Genomic DNA, 26,343 nt, shown 5'->3' on the forward strand with positions numbered 1-26,343 from the left:
AGGAACGATTATGAAACCCGTTGATTACGTGGCTATTGTTATACGATTTTTGGCTATCTTTTTGGTTCTATACAGTTTAAAAGCTTTGGAAACATTCGTTAGTTTAACAATCTATTCTGTTGAGTACTTAACTCCCAATACCGTAATAGCGCTATTAAATATAGTAGTCCCTATCTTATTAGCGATAATCCTGTGGTTGTTCCCGAATCTACTATCGCGGAAGATTATTGGTGATGAATCGTTAGTTGCTACACCTTTGAGTTCAAACGGCATACTCGCTGTTTTACTTGTCGCTATTGGTATTTATACTTTTTACTACTCATTTGGCGATGCTTGGTACTGGATTATTTACAATAGTGCCCTAGATAATGCCAACCTTTCCAATATCGATCCTATAAGTATTGCTGATAACACTAGCGGGATGTGGGTAACTGGGATAGAACTAGTGTTATCCTTAACACTGATATTTAAGTGTAAAACTATAGCAAACTTTATTATTAAAGTTTCAAGATAATAAAGCGCTTTTAGCACTAATCCCCGCATAGGTATTAAGTTAAAGAAATTGTAAAACTTGGCGTATACTCCCCCTAAAGCTAGCCGAAGCGATAAAAGTTAATAGTGCAAATTAGGCAGGAAGCCTAATTTAGCAAAAACGAAACAGGACGTTTCGTTTTGCGGCACGTTAGTCACTTTTAGAGCAAGGGAAGCGTGTAACGCCTAGCGTCTGGGGTGCCTTTTCTTTTGGTTCGTTTTCTTTGGACAAGCAAAGAAAATGAACACCCAGAAACTCTAGAGCCAATAGACAAATCATAAATTCACCAATACCAATATTAGGTTATCCAATGAACACAATCATTATCAACAAAGAACCTGTCGAATTATTCAAAATACTCAAGTTTGAAGGCATCGTCGGAAGCGGTGGCGAGGCTAAGTTGGTCATTAGCGAGGGATTGGTCAAGGTTAATGGCGAGGTGGAGACTCAGAAACGTAAAAAGATCGTGTCGGGTGATGTGATTGAGTTTATGGATGAGCAGTATAAGGTGACTTTAGGTTAATCCACTGAAGTTTTGACTGCGCGGCTTAGCGCCGCGCTAGAATCAGTCAAAAGAATGGTTATTTGTCATGCATCACCGAAAACTCTGGTCTGAACATCATGATCTGAAAACTTAAGCTTTCAACATGCTCATCAAAGCGGTTAAACAAGTCTTTCAGCTCATCCTCACCAACTTCTTTCGCCGCCATTTCTTCAAACCCAGGTTTAGGCGCTTCAAATCCAGCGAAATTCTCACTTGGCATGGCTAGCGTTAAATACACACCCTCTATATTCCGCTCATAGGACCAACCCCAAGCTCGTTTCCATCCTATTTTTTTCGCTAAGTCAGAGATTTCTTTGACCACAGGACCTATGTCTGAGTTTGGTTTCAGTTTGTGATGTGTGAGCCGTAGTAAATTCGCTTTTGTCCCCTCAGGCCAATGATTGTTTTCTCGGTCAACCCAAGAATAAAAGTGGCGTGATTTTTTGACGAACTTGCCAGGGCCATTTTCCCAGTCTTTATATAACTGCTCATGGACCTTGAGCTCATTGTACTTTTGATGGTCACTCCATTTAAAGCAGCAATGCCTAACATAGTAATCACGCCCAATAACGCCCGTGTGAGGTGTGTAAGCAGCCCAATTGCGAGGGTCACCTTTTTCCTTTCTAAACTTTACATGCTTCTTTAGAGCCTCTTCAAACTTACTTTGATCGGCGCCATCAATTTTAAAATGCCACATTTCAGCCATCGCCGGCGGTTTTTCTTCCGCTGCCTCAGCCGTATAAGCGCTTAAAAAAATAATGGGTATAAATACCAGTGAAAGGTATATCGTGTTGAAACGCTTGTTCATAGCTAACTCCTTTTTCGTTAACCGAGTAAAAAACTAAAACAAACGCAAGCTGTAGATAGAGATCAAAATAATCCCCAAGGATGGAAAAGTATACGCTCAATTGTACAAAAATCAATCAGTCAGATTTCTTTACAACTTCTTGAGTTATAAGGTATTTGATTAAATAACTAATAGTGTCCTGTCTAATTTTGGCAATAGACTGGGTTGTCGGTTCTCATGTAATTAGGGCGGAGTCTTTATATAACAACAAGATCTCGTAAAAGCTGGATTTTCTTTTGAGGTTCAAGGCAAAAAAGAGGCTGAGTGAAGTTAGGACTTTGGTGTGAGTGCGCGGCAAATACGCCGCGCAACGAAGGAGTGCACACTTAGTGCATGACTGAGTCAGCTGGCGGATTTAACAAAGCAATCGCGCCAAAGGACAACTTCAAATTAGTTTTTCTTCCTAACATAAAGAACAAGACTATGATCCACAATCTCGAAACCATGCTCTTCTGCGATATCATGCTGGAGGCGTTCGATTTGTTCGTTCATAAATTCGATTACGGTACCATCGTCGACATCAACCATGTGATCATGGTGCTCACCATCGTCTAGCTCAAAAACTGAATGGCCACCTTCGAAATTGTGGCGAGTGATCAGTCCTGCGGTTTCAAACTGAGTCAAAACACGGTAAACGGTCGCTAAACCTACGTCATCACCGGAATCCAGCAGCATCTTGTAGACGTCCTCTGCACTCAGATGGCGTTCGTCGGAACTTTCCAGTATTTGCAAAATCTTAACCCTGGGTAGAGTGACTTTAAGACCTGCTTTTTTTAGCTGTTGGCTTTCCAAAAATACATCCTCCGATAGATTTGCGCGACAAAATGATTATACTAGGGCGCAGATTGTATATAAAGTGATTTGGAAAGTTAAATAAGAACCTCTAAAATCACCGATAACTCAAGAAATTAGGTAACGCATGAAAAAACTGTTTTGTTTAACATTATTAATCGCTTTTACGACGGCTTGTGTCTATACGCCTGCTATCCAACAAGGCAACATTCTTCAGCAAGAAGAAGTCAATAAGATCGAACCCGGTATGACCAAAGCGCAGATCGCCTTTATTCTTGGTAAGCCTGCATTAAACACCAATTTAGAGAGTAATACTTGGTATTATTTGTACTACTTGAATCCGACTAGCGGCAAAAGCACCTCAAAACGTTTAATCTTACATTTTGTTGAGGATAAACTTGCTCGTATGGAAGGAACAATCAAGCCAGAGAAAGAATAAAAATTATTCGCTTATTGTGACTGAAAACTGTAGTCACTCTCGTCGTTAACGGGAGTGACTTTTTAATGGAACGCTCCTTAAATCGACTGCAACAACGCTTACTGCTTACTGTTCGTCTCTTTATACTCACGCTTTAATTGGTCAATTTGCTCTTTACTCGGCTGTTTAAACTGGCCTTTCGACAGCATGATCACTGTCTGCTTAAGCTGTTTCACATAACGTCGGCAATTCACACATATCATCAGGTGCATCTTCATTTCAACTTTACGCCAAAAGCCAAGCTCTTTGTCTAGGTAATCGGTTCCTTGCGCGATAGTGTGCTTACAACTTAACATTCTCCAGTCCTCTGAAATCTCGCCACAACCTGCTGCATTTTGTCTCTTGCCCTGTGCAATAAAACTCGAGCATTAGATGCAGTAATGTCTAGGATGTTACAAATTGTGTCCATATCCAACCCACCAACATCCCTTAAATTTATGATTTGTTGTTGATTATCAGGCAGTTTGACCATGTGCTTCTTGACACAATCTTGAAGTTCATCGGCTGCCAGCAAATCATCGGGCGATGAAATATCCCACTCTGGATTGCCTTCCGCCCAATGGCCTTGTTGCGTAAAACGAGTATCCGTCGCCCAGTTTTCATCAACCGCATCCAGCGAAACCGAACGAGACTCCTTGCGCAGTCGAGTTTTGGCTTCGTTGGCAGTAATTCGAATTAACCAAGACTTTAACGCTGAGCGCCCTTCAAATTTATGGATGGCGTTAATCGCCGAAACCCAAGCTTCTTGCACCACCTCATCAGCGATAGATTGCCCCGCTATGGAATATGCGACACCATACATCGCCGAGTGGTATGCTTTGACTACGCGCTCGAACAGTTGAACATCATTATTTTTGAGTCGTTCAACTAACTCGTCTTCTGGTGGTAATGATTCAATCGTCACTATCTTCCCCAACAATAATAAGCACTTAGTTTTGACTTATGGCTTAAATCTACTTTAATCTGAACAGCAGAAAGCACTTCTCACTAATAGTCTCAACGGCTATTTTAGCGTTAATATAACAGAAAAATCTGTATAGATATGTAAACGAGGTATTCGTCAATGGAATCGGGCTTCATGGCCTTCACTAAAACCGTCCTTAACTGGATCGGGCTCTTTTTTGTGTTGGGTCTAACCATACTGTTAGTCATTGCTGCTGTCGTATTTATTATTGATAAAACCCAAAAGACACACGCCATTCGTCGAAATTTCCCCGTTATTGGTCGCTTTCGCTATTGGTTCGAACATTTAGGCGAGTTTTTTCGTCAGTATTTTTTCGCCATGGATCGCGAGGAAATGCCGTTCAACCGTGCCGAGCGTAACTGGGCCTACCGCGCCGCCAAAAATGTAAGTCGCACTCTAGCATTTGGCTCGACTCGAAACCTCAGTCCGACTGGAACGGTGATGTTCTTAAATGATCAGTTCCCTACTCTTGAGAAAAATGCGGTTGAAGCGCAACCTCTTCTTATAGGCCCTTACTGCAGAACACCGTATCTCGCAAAAAGCTTTTTCAATATATCCGGCATGAGTTACGGCTCGTTATCCAAAGTCGCCGTTCAGGCATTAGCAAAAGGAGCAGCCAAGGCCGGATGCTGGATCAACACTGGCGAAGGCGGCTTGTCGCCCCACCATTTAGTTGCCGGCGGGGATGTGGTGTTTCAAATAGGTACGGCGAAATACGGCGTTCGTGATGAGACAGGCTGCTTGGATGACGACAGACTCAAGGATGTTTGCTCCCATCAACAGGTTAAAATGATCGAACTCAAACTGGCCCAAGGCGCTAAGCCGGGTAAAGGCGGCATACTTCCGGGTCGTAAAGTTACTGCTGAAATTGCCGCGATTCGTCACATTCCTGAGGGCGAGGACTCGATCAGTCCTAATGGTCATCCTGAAATCAATAATGTCAGCGATTTATTGGATATGATCAATCACATACGCGACATCACTGGTAAGCCCGTTGGTTTTAAAACGGTTATTGGTACTGACGGCTTTTTGTTTGACCTGTGTGAAGCGATCCACCAACGCGGCATTGAGTCAGCTCCAGACTTCATCACCATCGATAGCGCCGACGGTGGCTCAGGCGCCGCGCCTCAACCCTTGTTTGACTATGTCGGTCTAACCATTAAAGAAAGCTTACCGATGGTTCTTAACGTGCTTCACAAACAAGGACTCCGCGATCGTATCAAAGTCATCTGCTCAGGCAAGATGATCAATCCATCGGGTGTGGCGTGGGCACTGGCGATGGGAGCTGACTTCGCATTGTCTGCACGCGGATTTATGTTTGCTTTAGGCTGCATCCAAGCGCTACAGTGTAATAAGAATACTTGCCCGACTGGCGTCACGACCCATGATCCGGACTTACAAAAGGGATTGGTTGTGCCTGACAAAGCTGAACGGGTGTACCATTACCATAAGAATATGGTTAAAGCTGTGGGTATGATCGCCCACTCCTGCGGCGTTGCTGAACCACGAGGATTGAAACGTCATCATGTCAGAGTTGTAACAGAAACGGGGTTATCGACTCCTTTAGATAAGATACACCCTTATCAAGAAAGCAGTATTCCGACTAAAAAGCTCTAAACAGCGGCTCTTATCAACAGTAGGAATACCATAACAACAGGAGTTTTTTATGAGCAACTTAGCAACCAAATACCACAAGTTCCAAACTTGTGTCTGCCATTACTTAAAGCACTTTGATGGTATTCCACCGCTATTATTTCGTATTTTATTGTTTTTCCCACTCTACGAAGCGGGCTCACGTAAATTTGCCAACTTTTCAGCAACATCAGACTGGTTCGCCAGCTTAGGCATGCCAATGCCTGACGTCATGACGTTTCTGGCTGCAAGCGCAGAAATGATCGGCGGTATTTTTATCCTGGTTGGCTTTGCGACGCGATGGGCCGCCATCCCGCTGATGATCACCATGTTGGTCGCGGCGTTAGCGGTGCATTGGGACAATGGTTGGTACGCCATCGCCCAGTCGTCTGATCCAGAAGTTGGTAAGCGCTTGGATATGGCGCGCAGTATCTTAAAAGAATACGGTAACTATGGCTGGTTAACGGAAAAAGGCGGCATCGCTATTTTGCAAAATGGTATTGAGTTTGCTGCGACCTACTTCATCATGTTGGCGTCGCTGTTCTTTACCGGTGGTGGCCGTTACTTCTCGGTCGATTATTGGCTCGGGAAAGCATTTCCTAAAGCAGAGTAATTAATTCAGCGTTTAAAACATCAATTAAGCCAGTGAAAACTGGCTTTTTTTGTAATAAGCCCCGTTTTACGGTGCTAATCCGACCACAAATCCCGTACAATAGGCGTATCATTGGTGCGCACAAATTCTCAGTATTAATAATCATGAGCGAGTTTTTTAAGAAGTCTTTAGATATCCACAAATACTTACGCGGAAAGTGGGCAATCAAGAGTAAAGTCCCTCTACAAAACCGTGACGATCTTTCTGTTGCCTACACCCCGGGTGTTGCCGCAGTATCCAACCATATCGCCAAAGATAAAAATTCCAGCTATCTCTACACCATGAAAGGTAATTCTGTCGCCATCGTTTCTGACGGCTCGGCAGTGCTTGGACTTGGTGATATTGGTCCTGAAGCTGCACTTCCCGTGATGGAAGGTAAAGCGATTTTATTCAAAGAGTTCGCCGATATTGATGGCGTGCCTCTGGTGATTGACGCGGAATCGGTTGAAGAAATCGTGACCACCGTAAAAACTATCGCACCAACTTTTGGTGGAATTAACCTAGAAGATATCGCTGCTCCAAAATGCTTCGAGATTGAAGAGGCATTACAAGACATTGGTATTCCAGTCTTTCATGATGACCAGCATGGTACAGCGATCGTGTTGCTTGCGGCACTGATCAACGCTTGTAAAGTGACCGGCAAAAACATCGAAGAACTTAAAGTTGTTATCAATGGCGCGGGCGCTGCGGGAACTGCCATTGCCAAATTATTGCGCTGTGTTGGTCATGACGAAGCCGCCTGTATTCCTGTGGAAGATGTGTTGGTTTGCGATTCGAAGGGGATCATTTCGCCTGATCGCGATAACCTTAATCATGAAAAAATTAAGATCTTAGCTTATACCAATCGTCACAACCGCAACGGTGACCTGCGTGATGCGCTGCGTGATGCAGACGTCTTTATTGGCGTTTCAAAGGGTAATTTGTTGAACGGCGACGATATCAGGCTAATGAATACGGATCCGATTATTTTAGCGATGGCGAACCCGATTCCTGAAATTATGCCCGATGAAGCGAAAGCTGCTGGTGCCTCAGTCGTCGGTACTGGTCGTAGCGACTTCCCGAATCAGGTCAATAATGTATTAGCTTTCCCTGGTATTTTCCGTGGAGCCCTTGAAGCGCGAGCGACCCGCATCACTGAAGCAATGAAAATTGCAGCAGCGCATGCTTTGGCAAATTCAGTCAATAACTTGTCAGCTGACCACGTTTTACCGGATCCATTGAACCGCAACGTGGCACAAAAAGTTGCTGAAGCGGTGCGCGAACAAGCTATCAAAGATAACGTCCAACGTCCTCTGTAAGGCTTTATTCGTTAAGAACCTTCTGAGCAGGCCTGCACCTTACGGATGGCCTGCTCAATTAACTCTGGCTGAGTCATCATTAATAGATGCTCTTGGGTAGCCACCGGCCAGTAAGCTCCGCATTGGCTTTTTTGGGCCAGCTCAAAATACCACTCGATACCTTCTTGGCGCCACTTGGCGATTGATGCTTTGACCGCTTCATCATCCAAAGTTTCGAGATAAGCACTTTCAAAATCGGTGTCCAAAATGATCAAGGGCAGCTCAGCCGGAAGTGGTGATTGTTTAGCCGTTAATAAATCTTCTCGATAGCCGCTCGCTTCTAAAAACTTATGCACTTGGTACTCTCGTGCGCCTCGAATCATTTCCACTGCGTCATAATATTCCCAGTCCATTCGTTCAACATGCTCGCTCGGAATAATACTGTTTAGATGCTCTCGCTCAGCGACTAACTTCTGCTCGATCCGCTGATCATATTTCCCCGACCGGATATAGTCTTCCAGCCCCTGCCACCCCTCTTTGTAGCGATCGGTTTCACTGGTGTAGTGGTTAATCGAGTGTTGGGTTAACACATCAGGGTCAATCAGTACCACGCCTTCGGTGCGCGCTAATACCGCAGTATTCGTTAGCAAGCTGTTGAGCGTCAGATTTGAGCTGGCGAAAGCGACAAAGATGAGCCTTCGATTGTCTTCCACCACAAAATCACCGAGTAACAACGCCTCAACATCCTTGGCGAATTGCTGATACGAAGGGGCGTCAATCCTTTGCGACCAAGCCTGACCTGCGCGGTCAATAGCGACAGTTTGATAGTTCTCCGCGAGCACATCTTGCGCCACAATCCACCAAGCACTATCGCTGTGCCAGTTATCCGTCGGCCCAGATAATAAGACTAACAGTGGCGCTTCCGTGTTTTTCCCTTTTTGATGCAGGTGTAGTTGATGACCATTCACCTCAACCAAATGACTCTGTAGCGGTATCGCCGGCTGCTCAACGTTTGCAATCAGGAGTCCTGACATCATTGCCAGCACAACCGTCAGTACAGATGCGCGTAATAACCTAGCCATAAATCAATCTCTTCGCTTTTATTGTTGTATACAAAATAATCATTTTTTTGCCCATTTAACAGATCTTTTTCATAGAAAAAGCGTATCTGTTGTTATAGTCTGGCTAGACGATCGTTAGGAGTTAGCAATGAAAAAAATACTATTACTAGGCTTGTCAGCTATATCTTTAGCTTTGATTCCCACCACACCGACCCTCGCCCACAGTGGCGCGCACCCGGTACGGTACGTTGCCGTCGATGGCGTTGACCAAGGCAATTGCTCAACACCGAGTGAGCCTTGCGCCTCGATCAGCTATGCCGTTAATGAATCGAGCAAAGGCGATAAAATTTACGTTGCATCGGGTAAATATTTCGCACAAGAAATGGACATTTTTTACTTACTGAACGATATGGTCGCAGTCAAAGGCGGGTTCTCCCAAGCAAATGGCTATAAGAAGCAACTCCCTGAGAAGCACGTCACCACCATTGTCGGCCTTCCCGCAGAATATCGCGACCAACTGAGCAAAAAGGGCTTTCGTTTACTGCAAGACACTAAAGGCAATACTGAGTTTCGTGAAAAGCCAGAGTATCTCGACATGCTAGACCGCTATCGCAAAGTAAATGCCACTAGCAAGCAGCAAATCGCTTGTACCAACGGCAGTGCCGACGACTTTCCTTGCTATCAAATTGACCTTATCTCACAGTTTTCCTTAGCGTCATTAAGCACGACCCCATCCAGCGCCAGTGATATTTGGGGCTATGTCGATCTCAATAATAATCGCGAGTATGCGGTTATGGGGCTGGTGAATGGGACGACCGTTATTGATGTCACTGATGCCGATAATCCCTCGGAAGTTGGCACCATCTCAGGCGTTAGTAGTACCTGGCGCGACGTTAAAGTGTATCAATACCTTGATAACGATACAGGCAGCCATAAAGCCTACGCTTACGTCACCACGGAAGGGCAAGGTGGCTTACAGGTTATCGATCTCAGCGATGCCCCGAACAGTATCAATCTGGTCAACACCATTGATGTGTTCCAAACGGCTCATAACGTGTATTTAGGCAACATTGATTACACCAACGGCATGGCGCTGGATGGACACGAACCTTATCTGTATATCGCTGGCTCTAACCTTGGCAATGGCTCATACCGGGTATTTGATTTGGTCGATCCTGAAAATCCAGCTTTGATTACCACACCTGAGTCAACGGGTTATGTCCACGATGCGACTAACATGATCATTAGCGACAGTCGCACCAGTCAGTGTGCCAACGGCCACAACCCTTGTGAGCTGTTTATCGACTTCAACGAAAATACGGTCGATATTTGGGACACCACCGACAAGACTTCACCCACTCGTATCAGTAGCACGCCTTACAATGGCGCCAGCTATACCCACTCGGGCTGGTACTCACAAGACAAGAATTACGTGTTCATTCAGGATGAGCTCGACGAACGTAATCTCGGCGTCAATACTCGCCTCTACGTCATGGACATTCGTGACTTAACCGCTCCCCAAGTGGTTGGTCGCTACGAGGGACAAACTCGTGCCATCGATCACAACGGATTCACACTGGGCGATAAGTATTACATGTCCAATTATAAGCGCGGGCTGACAGTTCTTGATGTCGCCGATCCAACACAGCCGAAAGAGATTGCGTTCTTTGACACTTATCCGATCCCCGAAGCCAATGATCCCCAGTTTGACGGAGCATGGGGAACCTTCCCATATTTACCGAGTGGCAATATCTTGGTCAGCGATATTTCTAATGGTTTATTTGTCCTAAAAGACAACAGCAGTATTGGTGATGATGGCCCAGGAGCCATTCAGCCCGATCCACCAACAACACCGCCAGAAGATAACGACTCAGGTGGCGGCGGTGGCCCGATTCAGCTGGCCTTACTGTTACTGTTGCTTGGGACCCTCTTGACTCGTCGTTATAACGAGTCGCACCACTAATTGTTAACAATTGCCCCGAGCTTTTTAGTTTGGGGCTAACCCGATGAACCTTATATGAAAATCATTAACCTATGGCTGCTCATTATCAGCCTTGCCATTGCCAGCCTGTTAGCAGGCAGTAAAGCGCTCGACTACCACGGTGAGCAATATACCGATGAAGCCTTGAAGCGTAGTTTAGTGGCTTTTGCCGTCGCTCGTGGTTTGAACGGCCTGATTTCAGTCGCTCAAGAAGCAGAAATTGCGATGCAACCCGCTGGCGTCGGACTGACCTTGTCGCCCGGTGAAATTCTTGACCCCATCAATGACCTTATCGAACGATTTTCCGTGGTCATGCTGGTCACGGCCAGTGCCATTGGTGTGCAAAAGTTACTATTAACCATGGGCGCTTGGTCCTTTTTTAACATCTTTATTATCGCTTATTGGATCTTTAGCGCAGGTTATCTATTACTCAAGCACCATAAAAAGAAACCGTCTCATCCTTTCGTCCTAAAGTTTGCGCTTTTTTTGGTTTTGGTTCGCTTCGCAGCACCCTTGATGGCACTCGGCTCCGAAGCTTTATACCAAGGTTTCTTATCCGATAATTATCAAGTAGCCAGTGCCGGTTTGGAACAAACTGAGAGTCAAATTCGACGCAATACGCCCGAAGAAGATATCACGGCAGAAGAGTTGAGTACGCTAGAAAAAACCAAGCGTTGGTTTGCTGACGCAGCCGAGCAGTTAGACGTGAAAAAACAAATTGCGGCGTACCAAGAAGCGGCTGAACAAGCCAGCCAAAGTGTGATTCAATTAATCACCATATTTGTTGTGCAAAACATCCTGTTTCCATTGCTATTTATCGTTCTTTTTATCAAGTTAGGTAAGGGCTTAATAAACAAAAGGCACCCTGTTTAGGGTGCCTTTGCTATCAGACAGTAAAACTACGATGTTTTAGAAGTCTACCGTTACCGTTCCGTCTGCTGCCACTGTCACGTTCTGTGTCGTGAAATTAATCACATCATCCGTTTCAGGATCATCGTTTGCGGCTTCACAAGTAAAGCCTAACGTGTAGTCACCCGCTAGAACGAAACCAATCTCATAGACATAGTCTCCATCATTATTCACGTCAACCAGACCTGTCGTGATTGGCTCAGGTTCGTTAGCGTCAACATCATCCACTTCCGCATCTGCACCAGCAAAGAGATATACAGCACTTGAATCAGTACAACCTTCAGCGTTGATTAGGTTAGGGTCGATCATACCGTTAATATGACCCACCTCAGCGTTATCAACAATCCTCAGCGTTGGACGTAAGTAATAGTCTTCGGCATCATTTTGCGGCTCATGTACCGACTTACGTAAGTCAAAGTCGATGGTGAAGTCTGTTAAGCCACCCGCAGCGATCACGAAGGGACGGTTTAGTTTTAAACCTGATTGGTTACCGCTTGGTACAAATAACGAGTAACGGGCACCATTGATATCAATGTATGAATCCGTCACACCACGCTCGGCATTGACCTTCAAGCGCATCCACTGGTATTCACCTGCAACCAGATCCGTTGCTGGTAATAACTCTAACGACTCATCACCCGTCAGCTCCAGTAAGTCGATTGTTTTTGGCGTCGCAAAGTCAAAGCTTTGTCGACCACCAACACCTTGGATTTCAATACCAGTAAACTGAACCACAACCGCCTCAGCACCATCAACTGGAGCATCGGTAACGGCTACCGCTAATTTACCTTCTTCAGGATCATTTGACTTACAGGCTACTAATGCCAAAGTTACACTCGTCGCTAAAACACTTAATTTTAATAATTTATTCATTTCGGACTCCATACTACAATTTGATACAAAGGCTAGCACAGCCCGGTAAACTTAAAACCATCATCACGCAAAAACATGAACTAATTACATCTTTAAACTACAAATATAGAACTTAATCACTGTTCTGAATGATTTAACATCGATTTACATTCTTAGCACATCTTTATCCCACGAAACGGACTTTGCCATAGGAATACACCCTTAGTTTCCGTATAATCAGCGCAAGTTTACTATCCCAAACAGGAGTCTTTATGCGCCCAAGTGGACGAAGTACCAACCAATTAAGACCCATCACCATTACTAGAAATTACACCAAACATGCTGAAGGTTCCGTATTAATCGAGTTTGGCGAAACCAAAGTACTTTGTAACGCCAGTGTTGTTGAAAGCGTTCCTCGTTTTCTCAAAGGCAAAGGCCAAGGCTGGTTAACCGCTGAATACGGCATGTTGCCTCGCTCTACTCACAGCCGTATGGATCGTGAAGCGTCTCGTGGAAAGCAAGGCGGCCGAACGCTTGAAATTCAGCGCCTAATTGGTCGTTCGCTCAGAGCAGCGGTCGATCTTAAGCAATTAGGCGAACATACGATTTATCTCGACTGCGATGTTTTACAAGCCGATGGTGGTACGCGAACTGCTTCTATCAGTGGCGCTTGCGTCGCGCTGCACGATGCTTTGTTTAGCATGCGCCAAAAAGGCATGATAAAAACCAATCCGCTGAAACACATGATCGGCTCTGTGTCGGTTGGAATCTACCAAGGCACGCCGGTTCTCGATCTGGATTACGCCGAAGACTCCAAAGCTGAAACCGACATGAACCTCGTCATGGATGAACATGGTGGCTTTATTGAAATCCAAGGCACCGCTGAGGGCGAAACCTTTAGTGGTGATGAATTGATGCAAATGCTGGATTTAGGTAAACACGGTATTCGTGAAATTTTTGATATCCAAAAGAAGGCTATTGGTAGCTAATACATTGATCGCTGATGACGGCCGTCACATCACTGTCATCAGCCTTCCCTGACTCACTGTAAAGGATTAATGATGAAGCTTGTGGTGATACCTGGACTGAACGGCAACGATCAATTGTGCCAAGAGTTTCTACACCATCTATCGATAGAAACTCTTTTTATCCCGTTACCGGAAGATTGCCCTCAAGATCACTCTTCGTTGGCCGATCGCATAGCTCCATTACTGCCTAACGAACCTTTTGTGCTGATGGTCGAGTCCTACGCTGGCTCAATAGCACCTTACCTCAATGCCAAACCAGACGTTGATTTAAAAGGCATCATCTTTTTTGTCAGTTTATTAGCCGCACCGAGTAAAGCGCTTTTAGAATTGCCTAAATTTATTCAGGCCGATACTTTGATGAAATTGCCTTTTGCCGAGCAGCAGTTAGGCAGCAACTTCATGAACAATGATGGCACACCGGAGCAAGTAAAGCATGTGAGATCCGTGATCGAGGCCATCCCTCATCACATCCTGAAAGCACGCACCGAAGCCTTAAAAAACTTAGGCCCTTTTCCTGAGCAACCCAAAATTCCAGCCGCTTTCGTCGAAGCAACTCACGACAAAGTGTTGAATCAACGCGCCAAAGATAGCATTGCTTCGATCTACCTCGGCGCTCGAAAATACCCGATGGAAGGCAGTCACTTTTTGCTATACACCAAGCCTAAGCAATCAGCAGCTTTAATAAAAAAGATCATTAAAGACATTAACTCCTAGATAAATCCTAGTTACCCTGATAAAATAGCCGCAAAATGTCACGGGACACACTAAATCATGGAACGGTTAACGTTATCACTAAATGGAATTTTTTCTTCTTTTTTAATTGGCTTTATTATCTTAAGCTTTGTAACCAGTAGCTACACCAAGAACACATGGTTCTTCTATGTGGCCTTTGCTATTTCAATTGGCACAATACTTTGCACAGTTTATAAAAACAAACACTTCTTAATTAAATATATCCGCCCGCTTTTTTTTCTTGGAAATGTTTTAATGCTCCTACTTGTTATGTTAGTACTGCTATCAGCGCTGACTAGCCAAGGTAGCCTCGGCGGAATAACATTCGTACAAGGAGCCGCAGTTACATTAGCTTTCATAACGCCGTTAATGAATACTGCTCTCTTTGTTTCGCTATTTCAGAAAAGTAAATCTGTAACAAGACCAACAGTCTAGCTCTCACAAGTTCCATGTTGATGCACATGCCCGTGGGCAATCTCCTCGTCGGTACCCGCTCTTACTGAAAGCACTTTCACTTCGACTTTAACGGCTTTGCCCGCCAAAGGATGATTGGCATCAATAATAACGATGTCGTCGCGAATTTCACGCACCATAACGGCATGCACACCATCACTGCTTTCAGCAGCCAGCCGCATGCCCTCAGCGAGGTTATCAACATCCGCGAATGCTTCGCGCGGCACTTCGGTTTTTAAATCATCTTCGTAAGGGCCATAGGCTTCTTCAGGGCCAAGCTCAACTCGAATCTTTTGCCCAATTGCTTTTCCAGTCAACTGACTTTCCAAGCCGGGCATGACTTCGCCATGACCATGCAAATAGACCCATGGGCCGCCCTCTTTTGAGCTTTCCCAAACATTACCTTCCACATCCATCAGCTGATAATCCAGCTCAACCACACTATTTTTTTCAATCTTCATGGACTCTTAATCTCAACTCATTAGCTCAGCACATTCAATTAAAACGCAACAATATCAAGAATTAACACGACCCAGATCGCGAATAACACAAAGTAGCTCGAAATAAACGCTTTAAAGCGGTGAAACACATTATTATAGCCACAGTGAATATAGGCGTGAATAATGCGACAGGCTACATAAGCCCAGGACAAACCCAATAACCAATATGAAGCACTTTGAGTCATGATCGCGATCACCACCGCCACATAGAATAAAACGGGCATCTCAAATAAGTTTTTAAAATGATCCGCCGCACGTTCATCAGCCATGTGTTCGGCCATCCCCTTTCGCGTAGCGGTTTTCTGCGGGTGTAACCGCTGCTCTCGATAAAACCGAAAACGTCTGCGCGCCATGACGACTGCGACAGCAAACGTTAATAACACCATCACAAATACCGGAACTAAAATAGGTTGGAATGACATCGAGTGTCTCCTTATGATTAACCTTGAATTTTATCGATGGCCAGTGCCGCCCACGCTTGTGAGGTTGGCATTAGCTCTATCGAGTTAATATTAACATGTTGTGGCTGCTCTGCCGCCCAGATAACTGCCTCAGCAATATCCCCTGCGGTTAACGGGTCGGTCCCCTTGTAGACGTCATCCGCTTTATTTTGATCGCCATTAAAACGCACCAACGAAAACTCAGTCTCTGCCAAACCCGGCTCGATATTGGTCACTCGAATTTGTGTGCCCAACAAATCTGCCCGCAAGTTGCGCGTAAACTGCTTAACAAACGCCTTCGTGGCGCCATAAGCATTACCACCGGGATAAGCATAGTTTCCAGCGATCGAGCCAATGTTGATGATATGTCCACGACGTCGCTCAACCATCCCCGGCAACATCTTACGCGTCATCAAATACAATCCTTTGATATTGGTATCAACCATACGGTGCCAATCGTCGAGATTCGCCTCATGAGCAGGCTCTAATCCTAGCGCTAACCCTGCATTGTTGACCAACACATCAACCTCAGAAAAAGCTTCAGGCAGCGCCGCCATCATGGCATCAATCTGCTCTTCTGAGGTCACGTCCAGCGGCATCACGAAAACCGTGTCTTTTCCAAACTCTTGGTCCAGCTCTTGCTTTAACGCTTCCAAGCGCTCTTTCCGTCGCGCTGCAACAATGACCCGGTGCCCCTTTTGCGCAAAGCGCCTTGCCGTCTCCAGACCAAAGCCTGAACTCGCGCCCGTGACCATCACGGTCTTAATTGTGTTTGCCGCTTGATCGTTTGCCATATGACCATCACCACTTCTTATGCCAAAAATTAGCTAAATAGTATCACAGGCTTGCGCCTAACACAGTTACATTAGAGAATGATCATAACAATCAAACAGACTAGGTCATTCTAAACATCTGATGTCACAACAGTATCAATTTCAAATTAACGTCAATACTCAATACATCGAAGAACAATCCGAGCCTGACAATGAACGCTATGTTTTTGCCTATACCATCACTATCCAAAATACCGGTGATCTCGGGGCTAAACTCGATTCTCGTCACTGGGTCATTACCGACGCCAACGGCGAAGTGACCGAAGTACAAGGCCAAGGCGTAATTGGTGAGCAGCCTTATATTGAGCCTGGTAAAAGCTATCAGTATTCCAGCGGTGCGGTTATCGCAACCCCAATTGGCACAATGGAAGGCGACTATAAAATGATTGGCCAAAATGGTGCCGAATTTAAAGCGCCTATCCCTATTTTCAGCTTGACCGCTCCGGGCGTGCTTCACTAGTTCATGGCGACTTACGCGATCGGCGACATTCAAGGGTGTTACGACGAATTTCGGTTACTATTGAAGAAGGTTCAATTTAACCCCTCGCGGGATCAGTTGTGGTTGGCAGGCGATCTGATCAGTCGAGGCCCGAAGTCACTGGAAGTGCTGAATTATATTTATGAGCACCAAGATCTCTGCGATATTGTTCTTGGTAACCATGACTTGCACCTATTGGCGGTCTACTACACTAACTCCAAGTTACCGAAGAAAGACGATCTTAACCGCATTTTAGCCGCTGATAACGTCAAAACGCTGATGAAGTGGCTGCGTAAACAACGTTTAGCGGTACATGACAAGCAGCTCGACTTTTTAATGACGCACGCCGGAGTCCCCCCGGGCTGGGACTTAAATCAAACTCTGGCCTGTGCCTATGAGTTGGAGCAAGTGCTAGAGCATAAAGATTCCGCGGTGGATTTCTTTCAACATATGTATGGCAATAAACCCAATCATTGGCACAAGAATTTAAAAGGCATTGAGCGCCTACGCTTTATCACCAACGGTTTCACTCGTATGCGTTTTTGTCACCAAGACGGCAGTCTTGATTTTAAAAGCAAGTCCACCCCAGGAAAGCAAGCCAAAGGACTGAGCCCTTGGTATGAACTGAGCGATATTGGTCAAGAAACCCAAGTCGTTTTTGGCCACTGGGCTGCGCTTGAAGGGCGCGCAAAAGCCAAGCGCATATATGCTATCGACACCGGTTGTGTCTGGGGCAATCGTTTAACCGCTCTACGCTTAGAAGATCAAAAACGCTTCCACGTTCAAGCGCTGCGCAAGTGGTCTTAGTTTAAAACCCTCAGCTTATTCAGCTATTTTCTTGATCCATGCTCCAAATACAACGCTTCTATTGGTTCAACCTTTGGCGCAAACTCTTTGATTAAACTATCGCCAACCCATTCAAAACTCGGTACAATTGTAGGCTTTCTGTGTCGATTTTCAGCTCATAGCGCCCACGGTGGTATCTAGTTGGGGCGAGCTCAATAAACACGGGCATTTGCAGTCAAAGTTCGAATTGGAGATTATTCTCATATGTTAAAAAGCATGACCGCTTTCGCTCGACAGCAATTTGCTGCCGAATGGGGCAATGTTACTTGGGAAATAAAGTCGGTAAATCAGCGCTTTCTGGAACCTAACTTTAGAATGCCAGAATCGTTCCGCCACCTTGAATTCGAGCTGCGTAATGTCCTTCGTAAACGTTTAAATCGCGGAAAACTTGATTGCACCTTACGCATTGAAATGAATCCTAAGCATGCTGGCCGCATGAAGCTGGATCAAGAAATGGCCCAGCAACTGTTGACCGCACACGAAGAACTGCAAGTGTTAGCACAGGATAATCAATCGGCAGATCTGGTCCAGTTAATGCGCTGGCCGGGGCTTTTACAGCAAGAAGAAGCCGATACAGACACCATGGAAAAGGACGTTAAGCAAGCCTTTTCCCAAGCCGTTGACCAGCTGATCGAAGTTCGTCAACGCGAAGGCGAAGCACTCTCAGAGATCATTGAGCAACGCCTTACCGGTATTTCTGAGCAGGTGGCGAAAGTCTCTGAGCAGATGCCAGCAGTCATAAAGTGGCAGCGAGAGCGCGTCATTAGCCGTTTTGAAGACGCCAAGGTTGAGCTGGATCAAGATCGCCTTGAGCAGGAAATGGTATTTCTGGCACAAAAACTCGATGTCGCCGAAGAGATTGATCGCTTGAACACGCATGTCACAGAGTGCTTGCGACTATTAAAAGACAAAGGCCCTGTTGGCCGTCGTTTGGACTTCCTGATGCAGGAGTTTAATCGCGAAGCCAACACCTTAGGTTCAAAATCAATTAACGCCGACATCACCAACAGCTCGGTTGAGATTAAAGTGTTGATTGAGCAAATGCGTGAGCAAGTGCAAAATATTGAATAATTAAAATAAAACCCAAAGTTATCGTTATGACGCGAATTCAAAACACGGCAGACAGCTTAACAGCTAAAGGGACTTTATACGTGGTTTCGGCGCCATCAGGCGCAGGTAAAACGAGCTTATTAAAAGCGGTATTGGCGCAGATGCCGGAATTGCAGTTATCAATTTCGCACACAACACGCCAACAAAGACCCGGCGAAACCAACGGTGTCGACTACCACTTCGTCAGTGTTGATGAATTTCAGCACATGCTTGAAAAGAAAAACTTCTTGGAGCATGCGGAAGTCTTTGGGAATTATTATGGCACCAGTCGAGTGTGGCTTGAAAGCCAGCTGGAACAAGGCCATGACGTTATTTTAGAAATTGATTGGCAAGGCGCACGCCAAGTTCGTGAGCTGATGCCAGAATGCCGCAGCATTTTTATTCTGCCACCGTCTAAGGATGAGTTATTAAATCGACTTACCGGACGTGGGCAAGATAGCGACGAGGTTATTCAGTCGCGTATGGCTGCGGCTAATCGTGAAATAAAGCATTATGACGAATACGACTATATTGTCATTAATGATGATTTTGAGCATGCTTGCAAAGAGCTAGCGGCTATTTTCACGGCACGACGCTTGCGCCGTGAGAGTCAACAAGTACGTCAGCAGGCGCTTTTAAACGACTTGTTGCAATAAAAAGATTTTCTGAGTGAGGCTGTTGCCTGCTTAGGTTTTTAGATACACTATTTTTATAGTGTTAAAAGGTTGATAAGGCGGATTTCCCGCAAGGTGTAAGAGGTAAGTTATGGCACGTGTAACAGTACAAGACGCAGTTGAAGTCGTTGGTAACCGTTTTGATTTAATCATGTTGGCAGCGAAACGTTCGCGTCAAATCGCTAACGGTACTCACGACCCTAAAGTTGAGTGGGATAATGATAAACCTACCGTGGTCGCTTTGCGCGAAATCGAAGAAGGTTTAACCACCGCAGAAACCGTTGCAGCTGACGAGCGCGCTGCTGAGCAAGAGCAGGAATCTCGCCCAGTATTATTCTAATTATCGTCACAGCACAGAACCTCGATACGCATGGCCTATTTTGCAGATCTTAAAAACGTTCTTGAGTCGTACTTAGAACCGAAACAGGTCGCTGATGCGGAACGTGCGTATCAAGTCGCTGAGTGCGCCCATGACGGGCAAATGCGCTCAAGCGGCGATCCCTACATCACGCATCCGGTCGCGGCAGCCAATATTCTGGCCGAGCTTCACTTAGATCATCAAACCATCATGGCAGCTCTAATGCATGATGTGATCGAAGATTGTGATGTTACCAAGCAAGACTTAAGCGAGCAGTTCGGTGAAACCGTCGCTGACTTGGTAGAAGGCGTGAGTAAGTTAACTCAGATTGACTTCCAATCGAAAGAGCAGGCCCAAGCCGAAAACTTCCGCAAAATGATGATGGCAATGACGCAGGACATTCGCGTTATTCTGATCAAGCTAGCCGATCGCCTTCACAATATGCAAACCCTTGGCGCGCTGCGTCCAGATAAACGCCGTCGAATTGCTCGTGAAACCCTTGAAATTTATGCGCCGATTGCCAACCGTCTCGGCATCCACCGCATTAAAGAACAATTGGAGCTGTTGGGTTTCGCAAACATGTATCCAATGCGTTACCGGGTACTCAGAGAGTCCGTTAAGAAAGTCCGCGGCCATCGAAAAGAAGTCGTTGAACGTATTACCAAGCAACTGCGTGATCGCTTAAAAGACTCCGGCTTAAAATGCCAAGTCATTGGCCGAGAAAAAAGCCTCTACAGCATTTATAAGAAAATGCGCGACAAAGTCGGTACTTTTAATGAAGTGATGGATATTTACGCCTTCCGCGTTATTACGGATAGTGAAGATTCCAGTTATCGTGCGCTCGGCCAAATCCATAATCTGTTCAAACCGATTCCCGGACGCTTCAAAGATTATATTGCAATCCCTAAGACCAACGGCTATCAATCGCTGCATACCGTGTTAAGAAGTAAGTCAGGGATGCATGTCGAAGTCCAGATCCGTACAGAACTCATGGATCAAATGGCTGAACATGGCGTTGCAGCACACTGGCTGTATAAGGCAGGTACTTCGCACCACCCGGCTGAAACCAAAGCGCGTGAGTGGTTACAAAGCCTGATTGAAATGCAGCAAAACGTTGGCGACTCCATTGAGTTCATCGAAAACGTCAAAATCGACCTTTACCCCGACGAAGTCTATTTGTTCACTCCGAAGGGTAAAATTATCGAGCTGCCAAAAGGCGCAACGCCGGTTGATTTCGCTTACGCCATTCATACCGATGTCGGTAACACCTGTATCGCCTGTAAAATTGATAAGCAGTTTTCACCCTTAAGTACGCCACTAGTGAACGGCCGTACCGTCGAAATTATTACCGCCCCAGGTTCGCGCCCAAATCCAGCGTGGTTAAGTTACGCCGTCACCGGTAAGGCTCGAACTAATATCCGTAACTTCGTTAAGAACATGCGTCACGATGAAGCGGTTCATTTAGGCCGCCGTCTGCTTGAGCAGTCTTTGAAAAAACCTTTAGACGATTTTTCCGAGGATATGCTACAACAAATCACGGACGTCACGCGCTACTCCAGTTTTGATGATTTACTAGCAGGTATTGGTTTAGGGAAGATTGCCAGCGCCTTAGTCGCGCACCGCTTAAGTTCTAATCCTGACAAGCTTGATGAAAGCTCGAAAAAAACAGATTCTCAAGAAGATCGCTCGCCGCTCGCCATTAAGGGCACCGAAGGTCTGGTTATTAAATACGCTCGTTGCTGCCGCCCTATTCCGGGCGATCCTATTATGGCTTACGTTAGCCCAGGTCGCGGCTTTAATATCCATCGCGAAAATTGCCCCAATATTCAACGTGCACACAAGCAAAACGATCACTATGTTCCCGTTGAATGGTCAGAAGAGTTAGAAGGCGATTTTACCACCGAGCTTAGGCTACAAGTCTTCAACCAACGGGGTGTTCTGGCACAAATTACTAATATTATTGCTAATCAAGAGGGCAATATTATTAATATTGATATCAATGAATTGGATGGTGACGTTAATATCATAACCTTCCAAATTGGCGTGAAAAATCGTGTCCACCTCGCCTCTTTGATTAAAAAATTACGCGTTATACCTTTTGTAAACAAAGTGTACCGCCACCCCGATATTCAACCGAAAGGAAATAAAAGTGACTAAACAGGTTATCAATACTGAAAAAGCACCAGCCGCTATCGGTACTTATTCTCAGGCCGTGAAAGCCGGCAATGTTGTTTACCTTTCAGGACAAATCCCTCTTATTCCAGAGAGTATGGAATTAGTCGAAAGCTTCGATCAACAAGTCCACCAAGTGTTCAAGAACTTAAGTGCGGTTTGTGAAGCGGCTGGCGGCTCATTGGATCATATTTCAAAGCTGAATATTTTTATGCTCGACCTCGCTCATTTCGCCACCGTTAACGACATTATGGCCCAATACTTCGCACAACCGTACCCGGCTCGTGCTGCAATCGGCGTTAAAGAACTTCCGAAAGGCGCTCAAATCGAGATGGACGCCATCATGACGCTAGAGGACTAATCGTTGCAAGAACGTTCGCCAAGTCGTTATGACAAAATTATACAGTTACTGTCCAATCGCCAGCCTGATCTGACGGTTTTTATGGACGAGGTCCATAAACCTCACAACCTAGCCGCCATCGTCCGAACTTCTGATGCTGTTGGCATTGGTCATGTTCACGCCGTCTTTCCAGAGGGTGTGAGCTATTCTGGGCATCACACCTCTAGCGGCAGCAAACGATGGGTTACGACGCACAAGCACCCTAACCTAAAAACCGGTATTGCTGAAGTTAAGCAGCAAGGCATGCAGGTATTAGCCGCTCACTTCTCGGACAAAGCCGTTGATTTCCGCAGCATTGATTATACGAAACCGACCTGTCTCTTGGTCGGCTCTGAATTGGTTGGCGTTTCCGAAGAAGCCGCAGAGCTGGCTGACGAGCACGTGATTATACCGATGGTTGGTATGGTGCAATCACTCAACGTTTCCGTTGCGACAGCACTGATCCTTTATGAGGCTCAACGTCAGCGTGATCACGCCGGAATGTATGGCGAGCTTAAAGTACCGCAAGAAGAAGTCGACTATATCCTTTTCAATGCCCTTCACCCGACCATCAAAAAATATTGTGACAAGCACAAGATGCGCTATCCCAAGCTGGATGAGCAAGGCGATATCGACGACCCAGAATGGGATCAGTTAAGACGTCAAATATAAATTTTGTGATAACCATCACGAGCGTTTTCTTTTTAGCTTGCGGAGAGCCTTTTTAATTTCTATATTGCGTTCAGGATAAATCTTAAATAAAAGGAATTTCTAATGACTCCCTCCTTAACATATAACGGTACCAAGGTTCTGTGGGGCAAGCGGTCTTACAAAGCCACTTCGGGAATGCAGGGTTATCAGTTGGTTAGTGATCAGTGCTTAAAAGACAAAGGCCCTGTTCCAGAGGGGCTTTATAAAGTTTTTATAAACGACCTTGGGCTTGCTGAAGACAATGGTACTAATACTTGTAGTCTTAAGCCAGCATGGGGAATACAAACTATTCCGCGAAATGAACTTGCTGGAAGCTGTGAACCCTATTGGTCTAACTGGGGCTTCCATCGAGCAAGAATGGAACCTGCTAACAACGAAACCAAGCGAAAATGTAATCCAATTCGAGGTGGCTTTTACCTACATGACTCTACCAAGGGCTATAGTCATGGCTGTATTGAAGTTGATACCGACTTGCTTTCAGAGCTTAAAAATCACTCAAAACGAACTGGTTTAAATCGGCTATTACTTGAAGTCAAATATAAAGGAACTACAACTTATGGCAAAACTGATCAATAAATTACTCATACTTAGCCTCGCAGTATCCTCATCATCTTGCACAATTGCAGAAACCATAACCGAGAATAAAGATGTGTATACTATAGAGAACTCGTTAAAAGCATGTGTAAGCTTAGCTCAAAAAGAAGCTCCTCATACATACAATAACACTACCCTCTTATTAGTTGACCCAACAATACATAAATCCATAGCGTATTGTGGCTGTAAGTCTGCGCTTGCTCAATACCGAGTCTACAGCCCTAACCAAAACATAGCTTCAGGTCTTTTAGACTTTAGATCACAAGAAAAAGTTAACTTAACACTGTCCAATACAACGAGCTTACTCAATCAAGATAATATCACTATCAGCCTTAGTTGCGCTCAACCACAGTAACAAACATAGTAAATCAATATGATTGTTATTCATGATTTCGATTAACAATCCATTACAGAGATTTGTTGTTCTGTTCTATTCAATAAAGCTATACTGCGCAAAAGATCACAAAGGATATGTAATGACAGCGACAACACCTCTCACGCCAACAGAATCGACGGCACGTTACCACTCATTAGATCTCATTCGCGGCATAGCGGTCGCGGGTATTTTAATCATGAACATCTATGCCTTCGCCAATGTTTATGCCTATTACGTCAGTCCAGCTGCGCTCGGCGAGCCGTCCTTGGCTAACTTAGTCACTTGGTTAGTCACCCACACTTTCGCTGATCAAAAGTTTTATACGCTATTTTCCATGTTGTTTGGTGCGGGAATTATGTTGATGGCAGAACGCGCTAAAGCGAATGGCACATCCCCAGCCGGTTTACATTACAAGCGGATGTTTTGGCTACTTTGCATCGGTGTTATTCATGCTATTTTTATATGGTATGGCGACATTCTTGTCACTTACGCCCTTACCGGTCTTTGGGTCTACTTATTCGCACGCGATACCCAAGCTAAAACCAAGTTGGTCGTTGGCAGCATTTTAATTCTGATGATTGTCTTATTAATGACACTGTTTGCTGCTTATATTGATAACGCCTCCGAAGCAGACATGGCCGAGATGGCGAACATGTTTGCGCCAACTGAAGATTTTGTGGCCAATGAAACAGCTGTTTACACCAGCACTTATGCCTCTCAAATGGATCATCGCATTCACTTTTTTGTTACCAGCTTGCCCATGATGGCGTTGTTCTTTGGTTTGTTCCGAATAGGGGGGTCCATGTTGCTGGGTATGGGGCTGTATCAACTGGGTATTCTTACCGCAGAACGTAGCCGAAGCTTTTATCTTAAAATGATGATCCTTTGCTTTATTGCCGGCTTTGGCATACTTGCTTACGATAACTTTTTATTGCTCACTTCTAATTTTAGTATGAGCACAACCATGTTGTCGTTTATGTCGCTCAATAGTTTCGCCGCCGTCTTTGTTGCGCTCGGTTATATCGCGCTCTTCTGTCTCTGGGTAAAGTCAGATAAATTCACCGGTTTTAGAAGCCGCTTAGAAGCGGTAGGACGTATGGCCTTCACCAACTATCTCGCGCAAAGCATTATCTGCACCCTGCTGTTTTACAGTCACGGCTTTGGCTTGTTTGGTCAGCTCGAACGCTACCAATTAATGTTCATTGTTGCGATTATTTTTACTGCGCAACTGATTTGGTCTCCATGGTGGCTCGCTCGTTTTAAGTACGGCCCACTGGAATGGCTATGGCGCAGTTTAAGCTATGGCAAGCTGCAAAGTTTTAAGCGAAACTAATGACGACGATACCGATCATCGATTTACGCCCTGCGGAAATCTTCCAGCAGGGTCATCTGCCTGGCGCCATTCATTTAGCTTTCGAACAACTGGCTGCTTTATGGCACGAACTACCGCCAAAAGGCACCACCGTGATTCTCTGCGCTGATGATCCTTATGCCAGCGATGCGCTCGCGCTGTTTACTGATCGACAGTTTGTAGTTGATACCCTCTATAGCACGGACCAATTATCACAATTCTCGCTAGCGTCTGGCCCAAGCCAAGAAAGGGTTTGGCATGGCAACCCGATTTTAGAAGAACATGCCGCATTAATTACACCCAACACACCGAATCCAGCGGCGATTGATGTTGGCTGCGGCTCCGGACGTGACGCCATCCTTCTTGGCCTCATGGGGTATCATGTTTATGCGATTGATCTGTTTGAGCAAGCTTTAGAGCGTGCCGAGCATTCAGCAACCCGCTGGGGCGTCACCTTGTCCCGGGTTCATATGGACTGCCGTAAAGATCCTGATGAGTTGATTGCCTTAATCAAAAAGACTCAACCGCAATTAATCATGCAAAGCCGCTTTCTTCACCGCCCTTTATTCGATATTTACCAACAGTATCTTCCCCGTGGCTGTAAACTCGTCATTCACACCTTTTTAGAAGGTGCAGCCAAGTTCGGCAAGCCTAAAAAACCGGACTTCTTACTCAAAAACGACGAGTTGTCTGAACGCTTTGGGCATTGGTCAGTCTTACTCGATCAAGTGCACCACCTTGACGATGGCCGACCGCTATCGCTGTTTATCGCTGAAAAACGGTAGCCTGTTCATCCTTAACGTGTTGC

General features: G+C 45.4%; 32 protein-coding genes. 23 read left to right on the forward strand and 9 right to left on the reverse strand.

The genetic code is table 11. The features are described 5' to 3' along the window. The first annotated feature begins 10 nt into the window (after positions 1–10). Complete coding sequence (locus ABD943_RS05200) at positions 11–514, forward strand: hypothetical protein (RefSeq protein WP_345292118.1); 504 nt, start codon at positions 11–13, stop codon at positions 512–514. 328 nt (positions 515–842) lie between these two features. After that, positions 843–1,055, forward strand: a complete 213-nt coding sequence (locus ABD943_RS05205; protein WP_345292119.1) for an RNA-binding S4 domain-containing protein — start codon at positions 843–845, stop codon at positions 1,053–1,055. Positions 1,056–1,113: 58 nt separating this feature from the next. Here the strand turns inward: ABD943_RS05205 and ABD943_RS05210 are convergent, their stop codons facing one another. After that, positions 1,114–1,884, reverse strand: coding sequence for a hypothetical protein (locus tag ABD943_RS05210; RefSeq protein ID WP_345292120.1), 771 nt, complete (start codon positions 1,882–1,884; stop codon positions 1,114–1,116). Positions 1,885–2,313: 429 nt separating this feature from the next. Next, positions 2,314–2,715 (reverse strand): ferric iron uptake transcriptional regulator, encoded by a 402-nt coding sequence (gene fur / locus ABD943_RS05215; RefSeq protein ID WP_345292121.1) that lies wholly within the window; start codon positions 2,713–2,715, stop codon positions 2,314–2,316. Between the two features lie 127 nt (positions 2,716–2,842). Between fur and ABD943_RS05220 the strand changes: the two genes are divergently transcribed. Beyond that, entirely contained in the window at positions 2,843–3,154 is a 312-nt protein-coding gene (locus tag ABD943_RS05220) for an outer membrane protein assembly factor BamE (RefSeq protein WP_345292122.1), read from the forward strand. 98 nt (positions 3,155–3,252) lie between these two features. Here the strand turns inward: ABD943_RS05220 and ABD943_RS05225 are convergent, their stop codons facing one another. Beyond that, positions 3,253–3,489 (reverse strand): zf-HC2 domain-containing protein, encoded by a 237-nt coding sequence (locus tag ABD943_RS05225; RefSeq protein ID WP_345292123.1) that lies wholly within the window; start codon positions 3,487–3,489, stop codon positions 3,253–3,255. Then, the gene (locus tag ABD943_RS05230) at positions 3,483–4,097 is read right to left on the reverse strand and encodes an RNA polymerase sigma factor (protein WP_345292124.1); all 615 of its coding nucleotides are present in this window, start codon (positions 4,095–4,097) and stop codon (positions 3,483–3,485) included. The genes ABD943_RS05225 and ABD943_RS05230 overlap by 7 nt, the downstream gene beginning before the upstream one ends. A 174-nt stretch (positions 4,098–4,271) precedes the next feature. Between ABD943_RS05230 and ABD943_RS05235 the strand changes: the two genes are divergently transcribed. From ABD943_RS05235 to ABD943_RS05245, 3 genes are all read left to right on the forward strand, one after another. Beyond that, the gene (locus tag ABD943_RS05235; RefSeq protein ID WP_345292125.1) at positions 4,272–5,774 is read left to right on the forward strand and encodes an FMN-binding glutamate synthase family protein; all 1,503 of its coding nucleotides are present in this window, start codon (positions 4,272–4,274) and stop codon (positions 5,772–5,774) included. Positions 5,775–5,823: 49 nt separating this feature from the next. Then, positions 5,824–6,402 carry an HvfX family Cu-binding RiPP maturation protein gene (locus tag ABD943_RS05240; RefSeq protein ID WP_345292126.1) on the forward strand — a complete coding sequence of 193 codons (579 nt, stop codon included), beginning with the start codon at positions 5,824–5,826 and terminating at the stop codon, positions 6,400–6,402. A 143-nt stretch (positions 6,403–6,545) separates the two neighbouring features. Continuing rightward, positions 6,546–7,739 (forward strand): NAD(P)-dependent malic enzyme, encoded by a 1,194-nt coding sequence (locus ABD943_RS05245; protein WP_345292127.1) that lies wholly within the window; start codon positions 6,546–6,548, stop codon positions 7,737–7,739. An 11-nt stretch (positions 7,740–7,750) separates the two neighbouring features. Here ABD943_RS05245 and ABD943_RS05250 read toward each other — a convergent pair whose 3' ends face one another. After that, positions 7,751–8,800, reverse strand: coding sequence for an alpha/beta fold hydrolase (locus tag ABD943_RS05250; protein ID WP_345292128.1), 1,050 nt, complete (start codon positions 8,798–8,800; stop codon positions 7,751–7,753). 127 nt (positions 8,801–8,927) lie between these two features. On the opposite strand from ABD943_RS05250, the gene ABD943_RS05255 reads away from it, so the two are divergent. Both ABD943_RS05255 and ABD943_RS05260 read left to right on the forward strand, forming a co-directional pair. Then, positions 8,928–10,742, forward strand: a complete 1,815-nt coding sequence (locus ABD943_RS05255) for a choice-of-anchor B family protein (RefSeq protein WP_345292129.1) — start codon at positions 8,928–8,930, stop codon at positions 10,740–10,742. A gap of 54 nt (positions 10,743–10,796) precedes the next feature. Beyond that, positions 10,797–11,633 (forward strand): hypothetical protein, encoded by an 837-nt coding sequence (locus ABD943_RS05260; RefSeq protein WP_345292130.1) that lies wholly within the window; start codon positions 10,797–10,799, stop codon positions 11,631–11,633. A gap of 36 nt (positions 11,634–11,669) precedes the next feature. Here the strand turns inward: ABD943_RS05260 and ABD943_RS05265 are convergent, their stop codons facing one another. Then, complete coding sequence (locus ABD943_RS05265; RefSeq protein WP_345292131.1) at positions 11,670–12,542, reverse strand: DUF4382 domain-containing protein; 873 nt, start codon at positions 12,540–12,542, stop codon at positions 11,670–11,672. A gap of 251 nt (positions 12,543–12,793) precedes the next feature. Between ABD943_RS05265 and rph the strand changes: the two genes are divergently transcribed. From rph to ABD943_RS05280, 3 genes are all read left to right on the forward strand, one after another. Next, positions 12,794–13,510, forward strand: a complete 717-nt coding sequence (gene rph, locus ABD943_RS05270; RefSeq protein ID WP_345292132.1) for a ribonuclease PH — start codon at positions 12,794–12,796, stop codon at positions 13,508–13,510. A 69-nt stretch (positions 13,511–13,579) separates the two neighbouring features. Then, on the forward strand, positions 13,580–14,263 hold the full coding sequence (locus tag ABD943_RS05275) for a hypothetical protein (protein ID WP_345292133.1): 684 nt from the start codon (positions 13,580–13,582) through the stop codon (positions 14,261–14,263). A gap of 57 nt (positions 14,264–14,320) precedes the next feature. Further along, a complete protein-coding gene (locus tag ABD943_RS05280) occupies positions 14,321–14,716 on the forward strand; it encodes a hypothetical protein (protein ID WP_345292134.1) in 396 nt (131 codons plus the stop codon). Here ABD943_RS05280 and ABD943_RS05285 read toward each other — a convergent pair. From ABD943_RS05285 to ABD943_RS05295, 3 genes are read right to left on the reverse strand one after another with little or no spacing between them, the layout of a single operon-like run. After that, positions 14,713–15,195 carry an FKBP-type peptidyl-prolyl cis-trans isomerase gene (locus ABD943_RS05285; RefSeq protein ID WP_345292135.1) on the reverse strand — a complete coding sequence of 161 codons (483 nt, stop codon included), beginning with the start codon at positions 15,193–15,195 and terminating at the stop codon, positions 14,713–14,715. The two genes, ABD943_RS05280 and ABD943_RS05285, sit on opposite strands and share 4 nt — an antisense overlap. Before the next feature lie 38 nt (positions 15,196–15,233). Next, complete coding sequence (locus ABD943_RS05290) at positions 15,234–15,656, reverse strand: MAPEG family protein (RefSeq protein ID WP_345292136.1); 423 nt, start codon at positions 15,654–15,656, stop codon at positions 15,234–15,236. Between the two features lie 17 nt (positions 15,657–15,673). Further along, positions 15,674–16,468: an SDR family oxidoreductase gene (locus ABD943_RS05295; RefSeq protein ID WP_345292137.1), complete on the reverse strand. Its 795-nt coding sequence runs from the start codon at positions 16,466–16,468 to the stop codon at positions 15,674–15,676. 121 nt (positions 16,469–16,589) lie between these two features. Between ABD943_RS05295 and apaG the strand changes: the two genes are divergently transcribed. From apaG to ABD943_RS05355, 12 genes are all read left to right on the forward strand, one after another. Then, on the forward strand, positions 16,590–16,967 hold the full coding sequence (gene apaG, locus ABD943_RS05300) for a Co2+/Mg2+ efflux protein ApaG (protein ID WP_345292138.1): 378 nt from the start codon (positions 16,590–16,592) through the stop codon (positions 16,965–16,967). Positions 16,968–16,970: 3 nt separating this feature from the next. Continuing rightward, positions 16,971–17,792 (forward strand): symmetrical bis(5'-nucleosyl)-tetraphosphatase, encoded by an 822-nt coding sequence (locus tag ABD943_RS05305; protein WP_345292139.1) that lies wholly within the window; start codon positions 16,971–16,973, stop codon positions 17,790–17,792. Between the two features lie 243 nt (positions 17,793–18,035). Next, the gene (locus ABD943_RS05310) at positions 18,036–18,902 is read left to right on the forward strand and encodes a YicC/YloC family endoribonuclease (RefSeq protein ID WP_345292140.1); all 867 of its coding nucleotides are present in this window, start codon (positions 18,036–18,038) and stop codon (positions 18,900–18,902) included. Positions 18,903–18,928: 26 nt separating this feature from the next. After that, on the forward strand, positions 18,929–19,576 hold the full coding sequence (gene gmk, locus ABD943_RS05315; protein ID WP_345292141.1) for a guanylate kinase: 648 nt from the start codon (positions 18,929–18,931) through the stop codon (positions 19,574–19,576). 109 nt (positions 19,577–19,685) lie between these two features. Next, positions 19,686–19,934 (forward strand): DNA-directed RNA polymerase subunit omega, encoded by a 249-nt coding sequence (gene rpoZ, locus ABD943_RS05320; RefSeq protein WP_345292142.1) that lies wholly within the window; start codon positions 19,686–19,688, stop codon positions 19,932–19,934. A 30-nt stretch (positions 19,935–19,964) separates the two neighbouring features. Beyond that, positions 19,965–22,109 (forward strand): bifunctional GTP diphosphokinase/guanosine-3',5'-bis pyrophosphate 3'-pyrophosphohydrolase, encoded by a 2,145-nt coding sequence (gene spoT, locus ABD943_RS05325; protein ID WP_345292143.1) that lies wholly within the window; start codon positions 19,965–19,967, stop codon positions 22,107–22,109. Further along, positions 22,102–22,485, forward strand: a complete 384-nt coding sequence (locus tag ABD943_RS05330; protein WP_345292144.1) for a RidA family protein — start codon at positions 22,102–22,104, stop codon at positions 22,483–22,485. Before spoT ends, ABD943_RS05330 begins: the two co-directional genes overlap by 8 nt. 3 nt (positions 22,486–22,488) lie before the next feature. Then, the gene (gene trmH / locus ABD943_RS05335; protein WP_345292145.1) at positions 22,489–23,175 is read left to right on the forward strand and encodes a tRNA (guanosine(18)-2'-O)-methyltransferase TrmH; all 687 of its coding nucleotides are present in this window, start codon (positions 22,489–22,491) and stop codon (positions 23,173–23,175) included. A 102-nt stretch (positions 23,176–23,277) separates the two neighbouring features. Next, complete coding sequence (locus tag ABD943_RS05340; protein WP_345292146.1) at positions 23,278–23,790, forward strand: L,D-transpeptidase family protein; 513 nt, start codon at positions 23,278–23,280, stop codon at positions 23,788–23,790. Then, on the forward strand, positions 23,771–24,163 hold the full coding sequence (locus tag ABD943_RS05345; RefSeq protein WP_345292147.1) for a DUF2195 family protein: 393 nt from the start codon (positions 23,771–23,773) through the stop codon (positions 24,161–24,163). Before ABD943_RS05340 ends, ABD943_RS05345 begins: the two co-directional genes overlap by 20 nt. 121 nt (positions 24,164–24,284) lie before the next feature. Then, on the forward strand, positions 24,285–25,517 hold the full coding sequence (locus tag ABD943_RS05350) for a DUF418 domain-containing protein (RefSeq protein WP_345292148.1): 1,233 nt from the start codon (positions 24,285–24,287) through the stop codon (positions 25,515–25,517). Beyond that, positions 25,517–26,320: a rhodanese-like domain-containing protein gene (locus ABD943_RS05355; protein WP_345292149.1), complete on the forward strand. Its 804-nt coding sequence runs from the start codon at positions 25,517–25,519 to the stop codon at positions 26,318–26,320. The genes ABD943_RS05350 and ABD943_RS05355 overlap by 1 nt, the downstream gene beginning before the upstream one ends. The last annotated feature ends 23 nt before the right edge of the window (positions 26,321–26,343 follow it).

This window comes from Kangiella marina, from assembly GCF_039541235.1.
Lineage (GTDB): Bacteria > Pseudomonadota > Gammaproteobacteria > Enterobacterales > Kangiellaceae > Kangiella > Kangiella marina.

Excerpts from the sequence above, each read along its gene's own strand:
- ABD943_RS05260 (WP_345292130.1), top strand. The coding sequence starts at position 10,797 with ATGAAAATCATTAACCTATGGCTGCTCATTATCAGCCTTGCCATTGCC.
- ABD943_RS05210 (WP_345292120.1), bottom strand. The coding sequence starts at position 1,884 with ATGAACAAGCGTTTCAACACGATATACCTTTCACTGGTATTTATACCC.
- ABD943_RS05280 (WP_345292134.1), top strand. The coding sequence starts at position 14,321 with ATGGAACGGTTAACGTTATCACTAAATGGAATTTTTTCTTCTTTTTTA.
- apaG (WP_345292138.1), top strand. The coding sequence starts at position 16,590 with ATGTCACAACAGTATCAATTTCAAATTAACGTCAATACTCAATACATC.
- ABD943_RS05345 (WP_345292147.1), top strand. The coding sequence starts at position 23,771 with ATGGCAAAACTGATCAATAAATTACTCATACTTAGCCTCGCAGTATCC.
- ABD943_RS05235 (WP_345292125.1), top strand. The coding sequence starts at position 4,272 with ATGGCCTTCACTAAAACCGTCCTTAACTGGATCGGGCTCTTTTTTGTG.
- rph (WP_345292132.1), top strand. The coding sequence starts at position 12,794 with ATGCGCCCAAGTGGACGAAGTACCAACCAATTAAGACCCATCACCATT.
- ABD943_RS05245 (WP_345292127.1), top strand. The coding sequence starts at position 6,546 with ATGAGCGAGTTTTTTAAGAAGTCTTTAGATATCCACAAATACTTACGC.
- ABD943_RS05295 (WP_345292137.1), bottom strand. The coding sequence starts at position 16,468 with ATGGCAAACGATCAAGCGGCAAACACAATTAAGACCGTGATGGTCACG.
- spoT (WP_345292143.1), top strand. The coding sequence starts at position 19,965 with ATGGCCTATTTTGCAGATCTTAAAAACGTTCTTGAGTCGTACTTAGAA.
- ABD943_RS05225 (WP_345292123.1), bottom strand. The coding sequence starts at position 3,489 with ATGTTAAGTTGTAAGCACACTATCGCGCAAGGAACCGATTACCTAGAC.
- ABD943_RS05305 (WP_345292139.1), top strand. The coding sequence starts at position 16,971 with ATGGCGACTTACGCGATCGGCGACATTCAAGGGTGTTACGACGAATTT.
- ABD943_RS05255 (WP_345292129.1), top strand. The coding sequence starts at position 8,928 with ATGAAAAAAATACTATTACTAGGCTTGTCAGCTATATCTTTAGCTTTG.
- ABD943_RS05250 (WP_345292128.1), bottom strand. The coding sequence starts at position 8,800 with ATGGCTAGGTTATTACGCGCATCTGTACTGACGGTTGTGCTGGCAATG.
- ABD943_RS05310 (WP_345292140.1), top strand. The coding sequence starts at position 18,036 with ATGTTAAAAAGCATGACCGCTTTCGCTCGACAGCAATTTGCTGCCGAA.
- ABD943_RS05205 (WP_345292119.1), top strand. The coding sequence starts at position 843 with ATGAACACAATCATTATCAACAAAGAACCTGTCGAATTATTCAAAATA.
- ABD943_RS05200 (WP_345292118.1), top strand. The coding sequence starts at position 11 with ATGAAACCCGTTGATTACGTGGCTATTGTTATACGATTTTTGGCTATC.
- ABD943_RS05290 (WP_345292136.1), bottom strand. The coding sequence starts at position 15,656 with ATGTCATTCCAACCTATTTTAGTTCCGGTATTTGTGATGGTGTTATTA.
- ABD943_RS05275 (WP_345292133.1), top strand. The coding sequence starts at position 13,580 with ATGATGAAGCTTGTGGTGATACCTGGACTGAACGGCAACGATCAATTG.
- ABD943_RS05340 (WP_345292146.1), top strand. The coding sequence starts at position 23,278 with ATGACTCCCTCCTTAACATATAACGGTACCAAGGTTCTGTGGGGCAAG.
- ABD943_RS05240 (WP_345292126.1), top strand. The coding sequence starts at position 5,824 with ATGAGCAACTTAGCAACCAAATACCACAAGTTCCAAACTTGTGTCTGC.
- ABD943_RS05355 (WP_345292149.1), top strand. The coding sequence starts at position 25,517 with ATGACGACGATACCGATCATCGATTTACGCCCTGCGGAAATCTTCCAG.
- ABD943_RS05220 (WP_345292122.1), top strand. The coding sequence starts at position 2,843 with ATGAAAAAACTGTTTTGTTTAACATTATTAATCGCTTTTACGACGGCT.
- ABD943_RS05350 (WP_345292148.1), top strand. The coding sequence starts at position 24,285 with ATGACAGCGACAACACCTCTCACGCCAACAGAATCGACGGCACGTTAC.
- gmk (WP_345292141.1), top strand. The coding sequence starts at position 18,929 with ATGACGCGAATTCAAAACACGGCAGACAGCTTAACAGCTAAAGGGACT.
- ABD943_RS05265 (WP_345292131.1), bottom strand. The coding sequence starts at position 12,542 with ATGAATAAATTATTAAAATTAAGTGTTTTAGCGACGAGTGTAACTTTG.
- rpoZ (WP_345292142.1), top strand. The coding sequence starts at position 19,686 with ATGGCACGTGTAACAGTACAAGACGCAGTTGAAGTCGTTGGTAACCGT.
- ABD943_RS05285 (WP_345292135.1), bottom strand. The coding sequence starts at position 15,195 with ATGAAGATTGAAAAAAATAGTGTGGTTGAGCTGGATTATCAGCTGATG.